The organism is Aliirhizobium wenxiniae, from assembly GCF_019511445.1.
In the GTDB taxonomy this organism is placed as follows: Bacteria; Pseudomonadota; Alphaproteobacteria; order Rhizobiales; family Rhizobiaceae; genus Neorhizobium; species Neorhizobium wenxiniae_A.
The window spans coordinates 331554-349459 of the sequence record NZ_JAEUAN010000001.1; the positions used below are offsets into that span (position 1 = coordinate 331554).

Here is a 17906-nt window from a genome sequence, read left to right on the forward strand (position 1 = left end):
CCGAATGGCGCTTTCAGGAACGCTGGTCGGCCTGACGCAGCCTGCTTTCGATGAGCGAACCGCTTTCGTCCAGAATGGGGTGGGCGACGGAGACGATATGGGCATTGATGCGCTTGAGATCGCGCAGCATGTCGAGATGTATCGAACTCGTCTGCAGGCTTTCGAGCTTGCCTGCTCTCAAGCGTTCGAGATGACTTTCCGCGGAGCGTTTTTCCAGCCGGCGGACATCCACCTTGATCTCCATCAGCCGTCTTGCGAGGTTTACGTCGCCCGTAACGAAGACGCTCTGGGCGGTGCGCAGGTTGTCGATGGTGAGATCGAAAAGGTCGGCCAGTTCCTTGTAGCCGTCGTCTGAGAATTTCAGCCCCTTGCCGATCTTCTTGCCCAACTGGTCGCAAAGGCCTTTTTCGATGATGTCACCCATGTGTTCGAGATTGATCGCGTAGTCGATGATCGCGATCGAGCGCTTGGCATTGTCATGCTCAAGCCCCTTTTGGCCGAGCTTGGACAGATAGAGTTTCACATCCTGCTGCAACCGGTCGACCCTGCCTTCCAGAAGGGCGATGTCCTTCAATGGGGCAAGATCATTGTTCTTGAAGGCGTTTTCGGTGCGGATCAGCATGCGCTCGATCTGGTCGCCGACGCTCAGCACCTCACGCGTTGCATTGGCGAGCGCACGTACCGGATCGTCGAGTTCTTCGGGATCGAGGAATTGTGGCCCGGTTTCCTTTTCCGGCTCGTCGGGGATCAGGCGGGTCATGAGGTCTGATATCAGGCCGGCGAAAGGCCAGGCGACGAGTGCCAGAAGCAGATTGAAGGCGAGGTGGGCATCGACCGGCAGCTTTGCCGGCGAGACCGGCAGCATCTGCAGAAGGTCTGCGGCTGCGCCTGCAAGCGGAAGCGCGAGCGCACAGCCGATGGCGCGGACGAGAAGATTGCCGCGGGTGATGCGGCGCGCTTCGGGCGAGCTTGACAATGTAGCGACGACCGGAGGAATGGCGCCGCCCAGATTTGCCCCGAGGATCAGCACGACAACAAGACCCGGCGAGGCGATGCCACTCGAGGCCAGCGACAGGACGAGGATGACGATCGCAAGGCTGGACGAAGAGATGAAGGCGAGGGCGGCGGAAAAGAGAAGTGCCACAAGCCAGCTGGCATCGAGCAGGTTGAGGAATGCCGCGAGAGCCGGCGACTGCCGCATGGGCTCGGTCGCCATGCCGAGAAGCTGAAGAGAAAGCAGCATCAGGCCGATGCCGATCAGCGCCGTTCCCAGCCCCTTGCGGGCGGCCGAGCCGTTGCGCAGCAGAATCAGGCCGACAAGCAGCAGAAGCGGTGCAAAGGCCTCCGTACCGGCTGCGACCAGCCAGGCGGTGATGGCGGTGCCGATATTGGCGCCGAGAAGGACGATCTGCGCCATGCGCGGATTGACGAGGCCACGTTCGGCAAAGGAGGCCGTCATCAGGGCCGTGGCGGTGGAGCTTTGCAGGGCGATGGTGGCGACGAGGCCGGACAGGATGGAACGCAGGCCGCTTCTCGTGCTGTTGGCCAGTCCGGTTCTCAACCGCGCACCGAAGGCGCGGGTCACGCCTTCCTTCACCTGCGCAAGGCCGAACAGAAGCAGTGCGACTGCACCGAGAATATTGATGACGACGAGCGTCGATTGCACTCCAAACTCCCCGAAAAGATCATGGAAAAGAGAGGGCTGGTCCGTTGCCGGCTAATGAATGATAGACCTTTTACAGCCCCGTTCAAGTCGCAGTGTGCGGCGCGTTCTTTTGTTTTTGCGCAAGTCTATCCCTGCCAGGCCGTCTGGCGCATGGCTTCGCCGGCGATCATTGCCGCCGACATGGCGACGTTGATCGAGCGCTGGCCTTCCTGCATCGGGATCAGGATGCGGCCTTCCACGACATCATGAACATGATCCGGCACACCTGCGCTTTCGCGGCCGAAGAGCAGGATATCGCCTTCGCGGTAGGCAAACTGAGTATAGGGTTCGGGCGATTTCGTCGTGGCAAGCACCAGACGCCGGCCGTGTTCTCGCCGCCATGTGTCGAATTGCTGCCAGTTGACGTGACGGGTGAGCGAGACCGCCGACAGATAATCCATGCCCGCGCGTTTGAGGTTGCGGTCGGAAATGTCGAAGCCGGCCGGTTCTATGATGTCGACGCCGAGCCCCAGGCAGGCGGCGAGGCGCAGGATCGTGCCGGTATTGCCGGGAATGTCGGGCTGGTAGAGGGCGATGCGCAGGTCTGTCATGGGGGCTGAATAGCGGAGATGGCGCCGCTGGCTCAAGTCTTTTTCGGCGGCATTCCGGTGCCGTCATCGGAGTGTCACGAGGGCGTCGCAAGCTTGTCATCAGGGCGTGAGACTGCGATTGGGTCTTTTCAATTTTGCCGCGAGCGTGTAGAAGGGCGGCGTGTTCAACGCCCATTTTGGAGGCCTACATGGATATGACCGTGCTCTCGCGCCTCCGTCAGTCGGTTCTTCGTCTGGCCTGAGGCGTTCGCGGTTCACGCAAGGTCTTTTCTCTTCACTGATCCGCTTTTTGTCCGTTCGTGGCCGCTCAAGGTCATGCCTGATTTTTCTCTCAAGCCGCAGCCGGGTAGACGTTTCGCCCCCGGATAGCCTGAGAGATGTCCGTCCGTCGGAGCCTATTCATGTTTTCGTGGTTTGAACGCCGTCTCAATCCTTATCCTGCCGACCAGCCGACTTTGCCGCCCAAGGGGCTTTTCGCATTCTGCTGGCACTATACCAAGCCGACCTGGCCCTGGCTGCTTTTGCTCGGCAGTTGCTCGCTCGCCATCGCCGTGGCGGAAGTCCTTCTCTATCAGTTCCTCGGCAATATCGTCGATTGGCTGGCTGCGGCCGACCGTCAGACGTTCCTCGCGGACGAGGGGAGCAAGCTTATCTGGATGGCGGCGCTGGTGCTTGTCGGTTTGCCGCTGGCCGGTGCGATCCATACGGTGACCATGCATCAGGTGCTCGCCGGCAATTATCCGATGATTGCGCGCTGGCAGATGCATCGTTTCCTGCTGCGGCATTCGATGGCCTTCTTCGCCAATGAATTTGCCGGGCGGGTTTCGACCAAGGTGATGCAGACGTCGCTTGCGGTGCGCGAAGCGACGATGAAGATCATCGACGTCTTCGTCTACGCCATCGGCTTCTTCGTCTCGATGCTGGCGCTTGTCGTGGCCGTCGAGTGGAGATTGGTGCTGCCGCTGATCCTGTGGTTCGTCTTCTATGTGCTGATCCTGCGTTACTTCGTTCCGAAACTGCGCAAGCTTTCCAGCGAGCAGGCCGATGCCCGCTCGATGATGACGGGGCGCATCGTCGACAGCTATACCAATATCGGTACGGTCAAGCTGTTCTCCCATGCCGGGCGGGAGGAAAGCTATGCCAAGGAAGGGATGAACGAGTTCCTCGGCACGGTTCACCGGCAGATGCGCCAGATCAGCCTCTTGAACATCTTTGTCGATATCAACAATGCGCTCACGGTGTTTGCGGTTGCTGCCCTTGGTATCTGGCTTTGGATGGCCGGCGGCGTCAGCGTCGGTTCGATCGCGGTCGCCATCGGCCTTGCGATGCGCATCAACGGCATGTCGCAATGGATCATGTGGGAAGTAACGGCGCTCTTCGAGGCGATCGGTACGGTCTATGACGGCATGAACATGATGACCAAGCCGCATGATGTTACGGACGCTACTGGTGCTCGCGCGCTCGCCACCCAGAAGGGGCATATCCGTTACGAAACCGTCCGCTTCCATTACGGAAAGAGCAAGGGCGTAATCGACGGGCTGACGCTCGATATTGCGGCCGGACAGAAGGTCGGTCTCGTCGGTCGCTCGGGCGCCGGCAAGACGACGCTGATGAACCTGCTTCTACGCTTCTACGATCTGGAAGGTGGCAAGATCATCATCGACGGTCAGGATATCGCGTCGGTGACGCAGGATAGCCTGCGCGGCATGATCGGTGTCGTGACGCAGGATACGTCGCTCCTGCACCGTTCGATCCGCGACAACATCGCCTATGGTCGTCCGGATGCAAGCGATGCTGAAATCATCCAGGCAGCGAAGCGCGCAAACGCCTTCGAGTTCATCGAGGGACTTTCCGACCTGCAGGGTCGTACCGGTCTCGATGCCCATGTGGGCGAGCGGGGCGTGAAGCTTTCCGGCGGCCAGCGTCAGCGGATCGCGATCGCCCGCGTCTTCCTCAAGGATGCGCCAATCCTGGTGCTCGATGAGGCGACATCGGCGCTCGATTCGGAAGTCGAGGCTGCGATCCAGGAAAACCTGTTTGCGCTGATGCAGGGCAAGACAGTGATTGCAATCGCGCACCGTCTGTCGACGCTCACCGAAATGGATCGCCTGATCGTGCTCGACAAGGGCCGGATCGTGGAGACCGGAACCCATGAGCAGTTGGCCTCCGCAGGTGGCATCTATGGCGATCTCTGGCACCGCCAGTCAGGTGGCTTTCTCGGTGATCAATCGACCGAAGAGGAGGCGGCGGAGTAATCCGCCGCTTTTCAATTCAGGCATAAGATCTGCGACGAAATGAGACATGCGGAGAAATGCCCCTGCTATTTTTAGGGGTATTCGTTGTCGCACTTTTTTTGATCACATCAATTAGCATGGGCTGGTAAGCCTTTGTTTATCTGAAGCTGTCAGTGGATTGCATAAGGTGCATGGCACCGTTGCAAATTCTTGATGGTAGAGACGATGAACACGATAAAAATCAAATTTCTTCTCCCCGCTCTCTTCGGAATAACTGTTCTCATCCTTATCGTTCAGGGCGCGTTGGGCATGCGGTCGGTCGCGCAGATCGAGGGACAGGCTGAAACGATCGGCCGGCGAATGGAGCGTTCTTTGTTGATCGCCGACATGGATCGCAAGCAGTCGGATGCTCATCGCCTCTATCTGATGACGATGACGGCCGCGAATGCAGCCGAGAAGAAGCAGCTGATCGAGCAGGTACAGGTTGCGACCAAGACGCGCGCCGACGCCTTCGACTATTATGCGCAGGGCATCACCATCCCTGTCGCCAAGGAAAAATTCGACCAGCTGAAGCAGCTCGTTGCGGACTATGACGCGCTGGGGGCGAAGTTCCTTCAGCTGGTCAGCAGCTCGCGGGTCTATGAGGCCAGAGAGGTCATCGGTCAGATGATCCCCAAGAGCGCCGAGGCCGGCAAGGTTTTGCAGGGGTTGATTGACGACAACGCCACCCGCAGCAAGGACGATGCGAAGGTTACCGATGAAATCGCGCAGTTCGTCTATGTCTCGACCATTGGCGGGGTCATCTTTGCCGTGATAATCGCACTTGGCGCAGCTTTGCTCAGCCTGCTGCGCGTGACGCGTCCGATCACCGATATCACCAACTCGATGCAGACGCTTGCCGCCGGCAACAATCAGATCGCCATTCCCTATGCCGGTCGCAAGGATGAAATCGGTGACATGGCTGCGGCCGTCGCCGTCTTCCGCGACAACGCTCTTGAACGCGTTCGCCTGGAGCAGGAAACCGAAGCCAATCGCTCGATGAGCGAGCGGGAGCGCATCGCTCACGAGGAGCAGAAGGCACGCGAAGCCGCTGACGTAGCCTTCGCGGTCAATGCGCTGGAAAGGGGCCTGACGGGCCTGTCCAACGGCGACATGACTGTTCGGCTGGATCAGCAGTTCGCAGGTCAGCTCGATCAGTTGCGCGTCAATTTCAACGAATCCGTCGGCAAGCTGCAGACTACGCTGCGCTCCGTCGGCGATAATGCGCGGATGATCGATGCAGGCGCCAACGAGATCCGTTCGGCAGCAGACGATCTTTCGAAGCGCACTGAACAGCAGGCAGCTTCCGTCGAACAGACGGCCGCCGCTCTGGAAGAAGTTACGACTGCGGTCAAGGATTCGGCTGTGCGCGCCGGAGAGGCCGGCAAGCTGGTCGATCAGACGCGCGTCGGTGCCGAGCGCTCCGGCGACGTCGTTCGCGAGGCGGTCGCGGCCATGGAAGCGATCGAGCAGTCCTCGTCCGAGATCGGCAATATTATCGGCGTGATCGACGATATTGCCTTCCAGACGAACCTGCTTGCTCTCAACGCAGGTGTCGAAGCGGCGCGCGCCGGTGAAGCGGGCAAGGGCTTTGCCGTCGTGGCGCAGGAAGTTCGCGAGCTTGCCCAGCGTTCGGCCAATGCCGCACGCGAGATCAAGGCGCTGATCACCAAGTCCGGCGAACAGGTGCGCGATGGCGTGACGCTGGTCGGCGAAACCGGCAAGGCGCTGGAGGCGATCGTCTCCGACGTGCAGCGGATCAACACCAATGTCGGCTCGATCGTCGTTTCGGCGCGCGAACAGTCGACCGGTCTTTCCGAGATCAGCACCTCGGTTCATCATATGGACCAGGGCACGCAGCAGAATGCTGCGATGGTGGAGCAAACGACGGCTGCAAGCCACAGCCTTGCGACCCAGGCCGCAGCGCTTATCGAGCTGCTTTCCCAGTTCAATCTCGGTGAAGGCACTCGGGCGGCAGGAACCGCGCCTCGCGCAGCAAGCCCTGCATCGCGTCCGGCAGCATCGCCGGCCCGTGCTCTCGGCAACCGGATTGCTTCGGCCTTTGGCGGCGGTTCTTCCGCGGCAGCCGTGAAGCAGGAATGGGCAGAATTCTGAGTAGTTCCTGATCAGATCTGGAATGGACGGCGGCTTCGGCCGCCGTTTGCATTTCCGGCCCTTGGATATCCTTGCCGAAATGTAATCCCGCCGCCCTTTGCCGCATTGCGGAACCGGCATATATCCGTTGCCATGGCCATCACCCAGTTCTTCCGCTTTTTCGAAACGCGCATTCGCCCCTTTGCAGAAAAGGGAGATCTCCGGCCGCCGGAAGGAACGATCGCGTTCATCTGGTTCTATGTACGCCAGGCCAAGGCGCCTTTTCTGGCCATGTTGGTTCTCGGCGGGCTGACGGCTGCAATCGAGGCGGCGTTGTTCTGGTTCGTCGGTCGGCTCGTCGATATTCTCGCCAGTATCGACCGAGCGCAGGGCTGGGCTGGACTTCTGGCGGCGCATGGCTGGGAACTGGGCGGCATGCTGGTTCTTATCGGCGTCGTCCGCTTTCTGGTGACGCTTGCGACGGCGCTTGTCGACCAGCAGATGATCACGCCGGGCTTCTACAATCTGGTCCGCTGGCAGTCCTACCAGCATGTTGCGCGCCAATCGCTGTCCTTCTTCCAGAATGATTTCGCCGGACGGATCGTCACGAAGGTCTGGTCGGGCGGGCAGGCGGCTGGCGACCTCGTGACCTCGCTGATGGAAAGCGTCTGGTTCGTCTGCATCTATTCGGTATCGATGCTGATGCTGGTCGGCGGGTTGGACTGGCGGCTGGCGGTGCTGGTCTTGGCATGGGTCGGGATTTTTTCGGCGCTTGCCCGCTATTTCGTTCCGCGTATCCGCTATCATTCGAAGGAGACGGCGGAAGCGGCCTCGATGCTTTCGGGGCGGATGGTCGATGCCTATAGCAATATCCAGACGCTGCGGCTCTTCGGTCGCGACGAGGCGAACGACCGCTACATGCGGGAGGGGTTCGATACGTTTCAGTCGACGACCCTGATGTTCACCCGGTTTATCACCGGTGTTCGTGCTTCGATGGCGCTGCTTTCAGGCGTGATGATCACGTCGATGGCGGCGCTCTGCATTCACCTTTGGCTGCAGGGCAAGATCAGTTCCGGCGCTGTCGCCTTCACCCTGGCACTGGTGCTTCGGCTGAATTTCCTGCTTGGCCGGCTGATGACGCAGTTCAACGGGATCATGCGCAATTTCGGGACCGTGCAGAATGCGGCCGAGCTGATCTCGCAGCCGGTGCAATTGAACGATGTGCCCGATGCACCGGCGCTCGAAGTGAAGCAGCCGGAGATACGCTTCAACGATGTCAGTTTTCACTATGGCCGACAGTCCGGCGTCATCGATCACCTGAACCTGACGGTCCGAGCTGGCGAAAAGGTGGGGATCATCGGCCGGTCCGGCGCCGGAAAATCGACGCTCGTCAATCTGCTGCTGCGTTTCTACGACCTTGAAGGCGGCCGGATCGAAATCGACGGGCAGGATATTTCAAAGGTCGCCCAAGAGACGCTGAGAGCGCAGATCGGCATGGTCACGCAGGATACGTCGCTTCTGCATCGCTCTATCCGTGACAACATCCTGTTCGGTCGCCCGGATGCATCCGATGCGCAACTGCTTTCCGCAGCGCAGAAGGCGCAGGCTGACGGATTTATCGGCAGTCTGGTGGACCAGCGCGGGCGCAAAGGGTTCGATGCGCATGTGGGAGAACGCGGCGTCAAGCTTTCGGGCGGGCAGCGGCAACGGATCGCAATTGCCCGTGTGATGCTCAAGGATGCGCCGATCCTCATTCTCGATGAAGCGACATCGGCGCTGGATTCCGAGGTCGAGGCGGCGATCCAGGCCAGTCTCGATGGTCTGATGCAGGGCAAGACGGTGCTGGCTATCGCGCACCGCCTGTCGACCATTGCCATGCTCGATCGGCTGATCGTGATGGACAAGGGGCGGATCGTGGAGGAGGGGACGCATGGCGAGCTGATTTCCGCCGGCGGCCTTTATGCCGAATTGTGGTCACGTCAGACGGGCGGTTTTCTCGCGGCCGACGCTGCACAATAGCTTTGTCACTGACCGCTGATGACGAGTTCGGCCATCAGTCCGGCATGATTTGACCCGTAGGCGCTGGGCAAGGCGGAAACCGATCTGATCTTCATCGGCGGCCTCACATAGACATGATCGATCGGCAGGCCGAAGATGCCGAGTTTGACTGGCCATGTGGGAGGTTCATAGGATGCCGTCCGTAGTCCCGTCCAGGTGAAGAAACTGCGGATATTGGGGGCAAGCGACGAGGCGTTGAAATCGCCCGCAAGCACGAGCGGCCCCTGCATTTCTTCCATGGCGAGCGTGGCTTTAACCAGTTCGAAGGTCTGGAAATTATCGAAATAGGGTTTTGTCGTGTGAATGCCGGCGACATTGACCTTTTGGCCCCTGATTTCCGTCTCGGCGAGAATGAAGCGGTTGGCGAAGATCGGGCTCAGGCTTCTGACGGTTGCTCGTTCGAGCGGCGTCTTGGAGAACATCAGCTGATCGCAATTGGACGCCAGGATACCGCAGCCGATACGGTAGGGGTACGTCTCGCCTAGCTGTGAAAGGTGAGGCTCAAGCGGCTCGGCCTCCATGATGCTGACGATGTCGGCGCCCGAGGCTTCGATCATCCGGGCGATCGTTTCACCATTTGCCCGGTTCTCCTTCAGGATATTGAACGAGAGCAGCCGGATGCTTGGGGCATCGGCGTCACTCTCCGTTGCCATCGCCGTGTATTGCTGCCCCATCATCACGCCGTGTCCGGCAAGCCCGATGGAGCCTGCGAGCAACAGGAGGGCGATGACGTTCCGGTAAAGAATAAAGGCGAAAACCATGGCCGCGATACAGGCGGCGGCGGCGTGCAATTGCAGGCTATGAAGCGTGGCCAAAAGCCAGTGCGGATGCAGGTATCGCGAGCCGATTGCCAGCATTACAAGCGACACGATGACGCAGATTGCGACGGAAAGGATCTTTCTTGGCGTCATGATCGGGTCCGAAGCTTTTCTTCATCGGTGAATTAGCACGCGCAAATGTCTCTTGCAACGCAGCATGTTTGCATGCCGCAGCCGTAGATCTCGCTTGATCCAAATCAACTTCCTCTCTGATATCGCAGGCTAAATCATGCCCGCTGCATAGTGTCGCAAGACATTGTTGCAGTGCCCTGTCGACTACATGCCTAAATAGAAATCATGTTCCTTCATCTGGTCTAAGGCCTTGCCAAGCGGCAAGCTTATCTGCGATCAAAACAGTGATCGCGCTGGCTTGCTGGGGAATCGGTGTTCGATCTATGGTTAGGGAGGTTGACCACAGCCAGGAGGAGGCATGCGTATGACAGGGACATTGCATGAGAGGATGGTTGAACCGTGAGTGAGCATAATCCGAACGAAGGAACGTTGAGCGAGCCCACGCGCCGCGATTTCCTCTATTTGACGACCGGCGTGGCCGGGGCGGTGGGTGCTGCGGCCGTTGCCTGGCCTTTTATCGACCAGATGCGGCCGGATGCATCGACACTGGCGCTCGCCTCGATCGAGGTGAATGTGGCAGCCGTGGAACCCGGCATGTCCCTGACGGTCAAATGGCGCGGCAAGCCCGTGTTCATCCGTAATCGCACGCCAAAGGAAGTAGAAGAAGCCAATGCAGTCGCACTGTCCGACCTGAAGGATCCCGTCGCCCGCAATGCCAATATCGCGGCAGATGCAGAGGCGACCGGCCTCGACCGCTCTGCCGGCGAAGGCAAGGAGAACTGGATCGTGATGATCGGTTCCTGCACTCATCTCGGTTGTGTTCCGCTCGGCCAGTCCGGTGATTTCAATGGGTGGTTCTGTCCCTGCCATGGCTCGCACTACGATACGGCGGGCCGCATCCGAAAAGGTCCTGCACCGCAGAATCTTGCAATTCCGACATTCGCATTCGCAAGCGATACCGTGATCAGGATCGGGTGAGGGGCTGACTTATGAGTGGACATTCGTCTTATCAACCGTCGACGGGGATCGAACGGTGGATCGACCAGCGGCTACCTTTGCCGCGCATGGTGTATGACAGTTTCGTTGCCTATCCGGTGCCGAGAAACCTGAATTACGCCTATACATTCGGTGCGATGCTGTCGGTCATGCTGATCGTACAGATCCTCACCGGCGTTGTGCTTGCCATGCATTATACGGCATCGACCGCTGAGGCGTTTGTCTCGGTCGAAAAGATCATGCGCGACGTCAATCATGGTTGGCTGTTGCGTTACATGCATGCCAACGGTGCTTCCTTCTTCTTCATCGCGGTCTATCTGCATATCGCTCGCGGTCTCTATTACGGTTCCTACAAGGCCCCGCGCGAAATCCTCTGGATCCTCGGCGTGGTCATCTATCTGCTGATGATGGCAACGGGCTTCATGGGCTATGTGCTTCCCTGGGGGCAGATGTCCTTCTGGGGCGCAACGGTCATTACCGGCTTCTTCACCGCCTTTCCGCTGGTGGGTGAGTGGATCCAGCAGTTCCTGCTTGGCGGCTTTGCCGTCGACCAGCCGACGCTCAACCGCTTCTTCTCGCTTCACTATCTTCTGCCGTTCATGATCGCCGGCGTCGTCGTCCTGCACGTATGGGCGCTGCATGTGACCGGCCAGACGAACCCGACCGGCGTCGAGGTGAAGTCGAAGACGGATACGGTGCCTTTCACGCCCTATGCGACCCTGAAGGACGCTTTCGGTGTGTCGATCTTCCTGATCGTCTATGCCTGGTTCATCTTCTACATGCCGAACTATCTCGGTCACCCGGACAACTATATCCCGGCCGATGCGCTGAAGACACCGGCGCATATCGTGCCTGAATGGTACTATCTGCCGTTCTACGCGATGTTGCGTGCGATCACCTTCAATGTCGGACCGATCGATTCGAAGCTCGGCGGCGTGCTTGTGATGTTCGGATCGATCATCATCCTGTTCTTCCTGCCCTGGCTGGATACGTCGAAGGTTCGTTCGGCCGTCTATCGTCCCTGGTACAAGCTGTTCTTCTGGATTTTCGTGGCCAACGCGATCTTCCTCGGCTGGCTCGGTGCCATGCCGGCAGAAGGCGGCGGTCTGATTGCCCTGATCTTCGGTGGCGACCTGAAGGGTAATTATGTCGGCTATTCGCAGCTCGGTACGCTCTACTACTTCGGTTTCTTCCTGGTGATCATGCCGCTTCTCGGCCTGTTCGAGACGCCGCGGCGCATTCCGAACTCGATCACCGAAGCGGTGCTGGAGCAACAGAGCAAGAAGGCAGGCTCGGCTACGACCGAACCGGCCAAGGCCACAGCGTGAGCGGCGGGAGAGGGATAGACACATGAAAAAGCTTGCTACAAGCCTCGTCTCTCTGGCGCTTCTGGCTGCACTCGGCTTTGCTCAGGCAAATGCCCAGGAAAATCACGATGCGGCGGGGGCAGAAGCCCACGCCGAAGGCGCCACGCCGCATTATCCGATCCATCATCCGAAAAATGTGAAATGGAGCTTTGCCGGGCCTTTCGGTCACTATGACAAGCAGCAGCTGCAGCGTGGCCTGAAGGTGTTTACGGAAGTCTGTTCCGCCTGCCATTCGATGCAGCTGGTGCCTTTCCGGACGCTGGAGGACCTGGGATATTCGGACGCGCAGGTGAAAGCCTTCGCCGCCAACTATCAGGTTCAGGACGGGCCGAACGATGACGGCGAGATGTTCGAGCGGGCAGCCGTCCCGTCCGACCATTTTCCGTCGCCATTCCCAAACACGCAGGCTGCTGCGGCTGCCAATAATGGCGCCGCGCCGCCCGATTTCTCGCTGATCGCCAAGGCGCGCGGCGTGACACGCGGCTTCCCGCAGTTCATCTTCGACATCTTCACCCAGTATCAGGAAGGCGGGCCGGATTACATCTACTCGCTGATCACCGGATATCATGAGCCGCCAGAGGGCGTGGAGGTTCCCGAAGGGACCCACTACAACCCTTATTTTGTCGCAGCCTCCTCACTCGCAATGGCACCGCCGATCGCCGATGATCAGGTGACTTACGACGATGGCTCGCCTCAGACGGTGGACCAGTATGCCAAGGATGTTTCGGCATTCCTGATGTGGGCCGCCGAGCCGCATCTGGAAGACCGCAAGCGCACCGGCTTCATGGTCATGGTTTTCCTGGTGATCTTCAGCGGGCTCATTTACCTGACGAAGAAGTCGGTCTATGCCAATAAGGAACATTGATCCGAAGCCGGGTCAAAGATAGAGAAGGCGGCTTCGGCCGCCTTTTTCATGTGCGCACCTCCAGTTGGCCACTCGTTCTATTGGCGAGAGAGATGCTGCCGTAAGACGACTAACAGGATTATCATGACTACCTCGACCAAAGACATCCTCGCTGCTGCGATCCGTTCCATTGCGGATTATCCCAAGCCCGGCATCATCTTTCGCGATATCACCACGCTGCTCGGTGATGCGGCGGCTTTCCGTCTGGCGGTGGATGAGCTGGTGAAACCCTATGAGGGATTGGGCGTCGACAAGATCGCCGGCATGGAAGCACGCGGCTTCATTCTGGGCGGCGCGATGGCGCATCAGCTTTCGGCCGGTTTCGTGCCGATCCGCAAGAAGGGCAAGCTACCCTATCGCACAGTCAGCATGGCCTATGCGCTGGAATACGGTACCGACGAGATGGAAATCCATGTCGATGCGGTGAAGCCGGGCGAGAAGGTGATCCTTTGTGACGACCTGATCGCGACCGGCGGTACCGCCGTCGGCGCCGTCAAACTGCTGCGCCAGATCGGTGCCGAAGTCGTCTCCGCCTGCTTCGTGATCGACCTGCCGGATCTTGGCGGTCGCAAGAACCTCGAAGCGCTTGGTGTCGAAGTTCGCACACTGGCTGAATTCTCCGGCCACTGACCTTGTTCAAGCCGGGGCACGGCTTCGGTAAGCAGCAATCGTTCAAGCGCGTCGGGCTAACCCCCGGCGCGTTTTTGCAGATAGGCGGGCAGGATGTGGTGCTCGGTGAGTTCTGCCATGGCGATATCGCCCGGCTTCTCGGGATCTATCCAGCACAGTTCCTCGATTTCGGCTGAGCTGCTGATCTGGGCGTTGCCGCATTCGATCAGAAACACATCTGCTGAAACCGTGTGGCCCGGTTCGTTGGCCGCTGGGGCTTCGAAATAGCCCAGTAGGCGCAGGTCTTCGACCGACACATGCAATCCGATTTCTTCGATGAGTTCCCGCAGAAGAGCCGATGCCGGGCTCTCGCCGGGTTCGATCTTGCCGCCGGGCTGCATGAAGGCTTTGGTTCCGCGTTTGCGCACCAAAAGCGCTTTTCCATCGGCACGGATGATGACGGCAGCGGCAATGCGAATTGTCGGTTTCATACGGGGATGCTTTCACAAACGATCGGCGCGATGATGTCGGCGATGATCTTGAGGGCTTTTTCGTCTTCCAGCCAGTTGCCGGAAGCTTCGAACTCGGCGAGTTCGAGGCCGACGATTCTTTGTCCGGGAAGTGCTGCGAAGATACGGTGCAGCGTCTCGGGTAACAGGCCATCAGCGATCGCATAGGCTGCGGGTATGTTGTTGGGCTCAAGGACATCCCAGTCGACATGGATCCAGATATCCCGGTCGCCTATCTCGGACAGGATAGCCTCTGGCGTTGCCTGCGATGGAGGGATGATGCGGACGCCCGCATCTGACATCAGGTCGGCTTCGGCAGGATCTATGTCCCTACCGCCGATGACGATGACATTTTTCGGATCGATGCCGCTACCGTGGCCGCTCTCCCACATGCCGCAGGCTGCTGCCAGGACCATGCCGCCGAGATAACCACTTTCCGTCGTGAAAGGCGTGTTGAAATCGCCGTGGGCGTCGATCCACAGGAGGATCGCCTCCGGATGCGCCCGTGACGCTACTGGCAGCGAGGCAAGGCTTGCGGCGCAGGTGTTGGCAACCATGAGCGGGCGGTTGCCGCGATCGATGGCCTGCGAGATGGCCTGCTGCAATTCAGCCACTGTGACCTTGGCCTCGACAAGCGCTGTAGACCAATGATCGTTCCGTGCTGGTGAGATTTGGCCGATTTCGAGTGGTTCAAGTCCGGTGAGGCTGGAAACCAGCTTGGCCGTCAATGCGGCTCCGGGAATGGCTCCCGAAGTCCGGTCGGCAATGCGTCCCTGGGAGACGATGAGTTCAAATGTCATGATGAAGCCAGGATGATGATGCTTGGCGGAAACCGGGGCGTTTTCCGCGAGGAAAAGATCTCGTGATATATTTGCAGATATAACGATAGTTGCCCGCGTGACAAACTCCAATCTTGTCGCGGCATCGGCGCTTTTGACCCCCCAGTTTTCAGGGATTGAGAGGTGTTGTCGTGCTGATACTCTTTCGTCATTCCGATGGAGAATCCGATGGACGTCGCCGCGCTTTTTGCCTTTGCCGCTGCTTTCCTGTTTTTTGCCGCCAGTCCCGGTCCTGATAATCTGACGATCGTTGCCCGCACCATCGCCCAGGGCGCTTCATCCGGCATCGCCTATGGCGCAGGTACCTGTACCGGCATCCTTCTGTTTCTGGCGCTTGCCGTCTTCGGCCTGTCGGTCATTGCCAGCGAGATGGGCTTCGTGATGACCGTGCTGCGTTACGGTGGCGCGCTTTACCTGATCTGGACGGGAATCAAACTGTGGACGGCAGAGCCGATCGTTCCCGCGCTGGTGCCGCAGCCGGGCGGAAGTGTGCTCGGCGCTTATGTAACGGGTGTCGTTCTCAATCTCGGCAATCCAAAGATGCCGTTGTTCTATATCGCTCTGCTGCCGAATGTGGTCGGGACGCAGTTGAGCGTCCGAGACGGCTTTATGCTGGCTCTGGTTATCCTCGCGGTGGAGGTCATCGTTGTGGGCGGGCATGTATTGCTTGCCAGCCGCGCACGGCACGCGCTTCGCAATCCCGTTGTCGTGCGGCGGGCCAACCGTGCTGCGGGGACGGTGATGATCGGCGCAGGGGCTGCCGTGGTTGCTGCGCGGTAACGCGGCGTCAGGAAAATTCCAGAATGCTGCCTTCAAAACGCAACACAGTCTCGCCCTTCTGGTTCACGCCGGCATTCGCGCTGGTATTGATCCATGTTCCGGGCCGCGATACCAGCGGCCGGCTTTCCAGAAGTGTCATCGAATAGGTTATCGTGTCGCCGGCATAGACGGGCTTCAGCCATTGCAGCTTCTTGAAGCCGGGCGAGGGGCCGAGTTTCGGCGGCTCATGGCCTTCCGCCTCCAGCCGGCCGGTTTCCTTGACGATATAGGCCACATAGGTTTTCATCCAACCCGCGCAGGTATGCCAGCCGGAAGCGCACAGAGCGCCGAATACATAGTCCTTCGCCGCTTCCGCATCGGTATGGAACGGTTGCGGATCGAATTTCCTGGCGAAGGTGATGATGTCATCTGCGGTGAAGAGCAGCGAGCCGGTGACGACGGCAGTGCCGGACGGCAAAAGTTCACTGAGCTTCATGCCGGATCTCCCGCCATCGTCGCGTTTTCAACAGATCGCGCGCGGAACATGATAGGATTTTCGCCACGCATGACGACATCGCCATTCTGATTGGTGACTTCGTGAAGGAATTTGACGAGGCCGATGCCGGGACGCGAGCGAAGCGGACGTGCTTCGATAACAGTCGACTGGCCGCAGAGCGTGTCGCCGGCGATAACCGGTTTCTTCCATTTCATGAATTCAATGCCGGGCGATCCTTCCGACGAAGAATTCGCCAGCCAGCCGTCATACATCATGCGCATGAAGAGGCTTGCCGTGTGCCAGCCCGATGCTGCCAGCCCGCCGAGAATGCTGGCCTTGCCGGCTTCTTCGTCAAGGTGCATCGGCTGGGGATCGAATTCACTGGCGAATTCGATAATTGCCGCTGCGTCGAGGGTGCATGAGGCAAGGGGCAAAACGCGGCCGGGTGTGAAGTCCTCAAGGTAAAGCATATGGCGCCTCGGTAATAGAGAGTTTCCGCTTTTCTTCGAAACGCGAAATCGCTCTATCTTTTTGTTTTACGCAATTCCGGACGTAAAACCGGTTCCCACTTTTGCTGGGATTGCTCTTGAGGATCAGGCTACGGCAGAGAGGCTCTGCCGTAGCGCTTTGTTTTCTATGTTACGTGTTGAAGCGGAAGTGGATCACGTCGCCGTCGTTGACGATGTATTCCTTACCTTCGTCGCGGCCCTTGCCGGCTTCCTTGGCACCAACTTCACCCTTGTAGGCGATGTAATCGTCATAGGAGATGGTGAAGGCGCGAATGAAGCCGCGTTCGAAATCGGTATGGATGACGCCGGCGGCCTGCGGTGCCTTGGTGCCGCGACGGATCGTCCAGGCACGGCATTCCTTCGGGCCGACGGTGAAATAGGTGATCAGGTCGAGCAGGTGGTAGCCTGCGCGGATCAGGCGGTCGAGGCCGGCTTCTTCAAGGCCGAGCGCGCCGAGGAACTCCTTGGCTTCTTCATCAGGAAGCTGGGCGACTTCGGATTCGATCGCGGCAGAGATGATGACGCATTCGGCACCTTGCGCCTTTGCCATTTCGGCGACAGCCTTGGTGTGCTCGTTACCGTCCACCGCATCGCCTTCGGCGACGTTGCAGACGTAGAGGACCGGATGCGAGGTCAGGAGGTTGAGGCTCTTGAGGATCTCGATTTCTTCCGGCGACAGCGTCTGGAGAAGAAGGCGGGCGGGCTTGCCGTCCTGTAGAAGCTTGATCACGGCTTCCATGACCGGAAGCTGGGCGACGGAATCCTTGTCCTTGCCGGTGGCGCGCTTGCGGGTCTGTTCGACGCGGCGCTCAAGGCTTTCGAGGTCGGCGAGCATCAGCTCGGTTTCGATCGTCTCTGCATCGCCAACCGGATTGATGCGGCCTTCGACATGGGTGATGTCGTCGTCTTCGAAGCAGCGCAGGACGTGTACGACGGCATCGACTTCGCGGATATTGGCGAGGAACTTGTTGCCCAGACCTTCGCCCTTCGATGCGCCGCGCACGAGGCCGGCGATGTCGACGAAGGAGATGCGGGTCGGGATGATTTCCTTCGAGCCGGCGATCGTTGCGAGCTTCTGCATGCGCGCATCCGGCACTGCAACTTCACCGGTGTTCGGCTCGATCGTGCAGAACGGATAGTTCGCAGCCTGTGCTGCAGCCGTCTTGGTCAGTGCGTTGAAGAGGGTGGACTTGCCGACATTGGGCAGTCCGACGATACCGCATTTGAAGCCCATCGGGGATGAAACCTATCGTTTAACTGAGTTTGCAGTGGCTATGGGGGAAAGTGCCCTGCGGGTCAAGGCTTGGAGCTATCCGGAGATCCTCCCTGAAGTCGCGATGACTTGAA

At 59.2% G+C, this 17906-nt stretch carries 16 protein-coding genes; 8 read left to right on the forward strand and 8 right to left on the reverse strand.

Annotation, left to right across the window (positions count from 1 at the left end; all coding sequences use genetic code 11):
- Positions 1-13: 13 nt before the first annotated feature.
- Entirely contained in the window at positions 14-1666 is a 1653-nt protein-coding gene (locus JNB91_RS01710; RefSeq protein WP_220323778.1) for a Na/Pi cotransporter family protein, read from the reverse strand.
- A gap of 125 nt (positions 1667-1791) precedes the next feature.
- Positions 1792-2256: a tRNA (cytidine(34)-2'-O)-methyltransferase gene (locus tag JNB91_RS01715; RefSeq protein ID WP_220323779.1), complete on the reverse strand. Its 465-nt coding sequence runs from the start codon at positions 2254-2256 to the stop codon at positions 1792-1794.
- Positions 2257-2657: 401 nt separating this feature from the next.
- On the opposite strand from JNB91_RS01715, the gene JNB91_RS01720 reads away from it, so the two are divergent.
- From JNB91_RS01720 to JNB91_RS01730, 3 genes are all read left to right on the forward strand, one after another.
- The gene (locus JNB91_RS01720) at positions 2658-4511 is read left to right on the forward strand and encodes an ABC transporter ATP-binding protein (protein ID WP_220323780.1); all 1854 of its coding nucleotides are present in this window, start codon (positions 2658-2660) and stop codon (positions 4509-4511) included.
- Between the two features lie 204 nt (positions 4512-4715).
- Positions 4716-6644, forward strand: coding sequence for a methyl-accepting chemotaxis protein (locus tag JNB91_RS01725; RefSeq protein WP_220323781.1), 1929 nt, complete (start codon positions 4716-4718; stop codon positions 6642-6644).
- 132 nt (positions 6645-6776) lie between these two features.
- The gene (locus JNB91_RS01730) at positions 6777-8642 is read left to right on the forward strand and encodes an ABC transporter ATP-binding protein (protein WP_220323782.1); all 1866 of its coding nucleotides are present in this window, start codon (positions 6777-6779) and stop codon (positions 8640-8642) included.
- Positions 8643-8647: 5 nt separating this feature from the next.
- On the opposite strand, the gene JNB91_RS01735 is transcribed toward JNB91_RS01730, so the two are convergent.
- On the reverse strand, positions 8648-9592 hold the full coding sequence (locus JNB91_RS01735) for an endonuclease/exonuclease/phosphatase family protein (RefSeq protein ID WP_220323783.1): 945 nt from the start codon (positions 9590-9592) through the stop codon (positions 8648-8650).
- A gap of 378 nt (positions 9593-9970) precedes the next feature.
- On the opposite strand from JNB91_RS01735, the gene petA reads away from it, so the two are divergent.
- From petA to JNB91_RS01755, 4 genes are all read left to right on the forward strand, one after another.
- The gene (petA, locus tag JNB91_RS01740; protein ID WP_220323784.1) at positions 9971-10549 is read left to right on the forward strand and encodes a ubiquinol-cytochrome c reductase iron-sulfur subunit; all 579 of its coding nucleotides are present in this window, start codon (positions 9971-9973) and stop codon (positions 10547-10549) included.
- An 11-nt stretch (positions 10550-10560) separates the two neighbouring features.
- On the forward strand, positions 10561-11895 hold the full coding sequence (locus JNB91_RS01745) for a cytochrome b (protein WP_220323785.1): 1335 nt from the start codon (positions 10561-10563) through the stop codon (positions 11893-11895).
- Positions 11896-11917: 22 nt separating this feature from the next.
- Complete coding sequence (locus JNB91_RS01750) at positions 11918-12799, forward strand: cytochrome c1 (RefSeq protein ID WP_220323786.1); 882 nt, start codon at positions 11918-11920, stop codon at positions 12797-12799.
- A gap of 123 nt (positions 12800-12922) precedes the next feature.
- Positions 12923-13468: an adenine phosphoribosyltransferase gene (locus tag JNB91_RS01755; protein ID WP_220323787.1), complete on the forward strand. Its 546-nt coding sequence runs from the start codon at positions 12923-12925 to the stop codon at positions 13466-13468.
- A 56-nt stretch (positions 13469-13524) separates the two neighbouring features.
- Here JNB91_RS01755 and JNB91_RS01760 read toward each other — a convergent pair whose 3' ends face one another.
- Positions 13525-13938 carry an NUDIX hydrolase gene (locus JNB91_RS01760; protein ID WP_220323788.1) on the reverse strand — a complete coding sequence of 138 codons (414 nt, stop codon included), beginning with the start codon at positions 13936-13938 and terminating at the stop codon, positions 13525-13527.
- Positions 13935-14756, reverse strand: a complete 822-nt coding sequence (locus JNB91_RS01765) for an arginase family protein (RefSeq protein WP_220323789.1) — start codon at positions 14754-14756, stop codon at positions 13935-13937. The genes JNB91_RS01760 and JNB91_RS01765 overlap by 4 nt, the downstream gene beginning before the upstream one ends.
- Positions 14757-14963: 207 nt before the next feature.
- Here JNB91_RS01765 and JNB91_RS01770 point away from each other — a divergent pair, with 207 nt between their 5' ends.
- Positions 14964-15575 carry a LysE family translocator gene (locus JNB91_RS01770; protein WP_220323790.1) on the forward strand — a complete coding sequence of 204 codons (612 nt, stop codon included), beginning with the start codon at positions 14964-14966 and terminating at the stop codon, positions 15573-15575.
- Positions 15576-15582: 7 nt separating this feature from the next.
- Here the strand turns inward: JNB91_RS01770 and JNB91_RS01775 are convergent, their stop codons facing one another.
- The 3 genes from JNB91_RS01775 to ychF form a co-directional block, all read right to left on the reverse strand.
- Positions 15583-16050, reverse strand: coding sequence for a MaoC family dehydratase (locus JNB91_RS01775; RefSeq protein WP_220323791.1), 468 nt, complete (start codon positions 16048-16050; stop codon positions 15583-15585).
- A complete protein-coding gene (locus JNB91_RS01780) occupies positions 16047-16520 on the reverse strand; it encodes a MaoC family dehydratase (RefSeq protein WP_220323792.1) in 474 nt (157 codons plus the stop codon). The genes JNB91_RS01775 and JNB91_RS01780 overlap by 4 nt, the downstream gene beginning before the upstream one ends.
- Positions 16521-16689: 169 nt before the next feature.
- Positions 16690-17793, reverse strand: a complete 1104-nt coding sequence (gene ychF / locus JNB91_RS01785) for a redox-regulated ATPase YchF (protein ID WP_220323793.1) — start codon at positions 17791-17793, stop codon at positions 16690-16692.
- Positions 17794-17906 lie beyond the last annotated feature (113 nt).

Bases quoted from the DNA above. Each gene is read 5' to 3' on its own strand.
- JNB91_RS01720 (WP_220323780.1), top strand. From the start codon at position 2,658: ATGTTTTCGTGGTTTGAACGCCGTCTCAATCCTTATCCTGCCGACCAG.
- JNB91_RS01730 (WP_220323782.1), top strand. From the start codon at position 6,777: ATGGCCATCACCCAGTTCTTCCGCTTTTTCGAAACGCGCATTCGCCCC.
- JNB91_RS01770 (WP_220323790.1), top strand. From the start codon at position 14,964: ATGGACGTCGCCGCGCTTTTTGCCTTTGCCGCTGCTTTCCTGTTTTTT.
- JNB91_RS01750 (WP_220323786.1), top strand. From the start codon at position 11,918: ATGAAAAAGCTTGCTACAAGCCTCGTCTCTCTGGCGCTTCTGGCTGCA.
- JNB91_RS01780 (WP_220323792.1), bottom strand. From the start codon at position 16,520: ATGCTTTACCTTGAGGACTTCACACCCGGCCGCGTTTTGCCCCTTGCC.
- JNB91_RS01760 (WP_220323788.1), bottom strand. From the start codon at position 13,938: ATGAAACCGACAATTCGCATTGCCGCTGCCGTCATCATCCGTGCCGAT.
- JNB91_RS01765 (WP_220323789.1), bottom strand. From the start codon at position 14,756: ATGACATTTGAACTCATCGTCTCCCAGGGACGCATTGCCGACCGGACT.
- JNB91_RS01725 (WP_220323781.1), top strand. From the start codon at position 4,716: ATGAACACGATAAAAATCAAATTTCTTCTCCCCGCTCTCTTCGGAATA.
- JNB91_RS01775 (WP_220323791.1), bottom strand. From the start codon at position 16,050: ATGAAGCTCAGTGAACTTTTGCCGTCCGGCACTGCCGTCGTCACCGGC.
- JNB91_RS01755 (WP_220323787.1), top strand. From the start codon at position 12,923: ATGACTACCTCGACCAAAGACATCCTCGCTGCTGCGATCCGTTCCATT.
- JNB91_RS01735 (WP_220323783.1), bottom strand. From the start codon at position 9,592: ATGACGCCAAGAAAGATCCTTTCCGTCGCAATCTGCGTCATCGTGTCG.
- JNB91_RS01715 (WP_220323779.1), bottom strand. From the start codon at position 2,256: ATGACAGACCTGCGCATCGCCCTCTACCAGCCCGACATTCCCGGCAAT.
- JNB91_RS01745 (WP_220323785.1), top strand. From the start codon at position 10,561: ATGAGTGGACATTCGTCTTATCAACCGTCGACGGGGATCGAACGGTGG.
- ychF (WP_220323793.1), bottom strand. From the start codon at position 17,793: ATGGGCTTCAAATGCGGTATCGTCGGACTGCCCAATGTCGGCAAGTCC.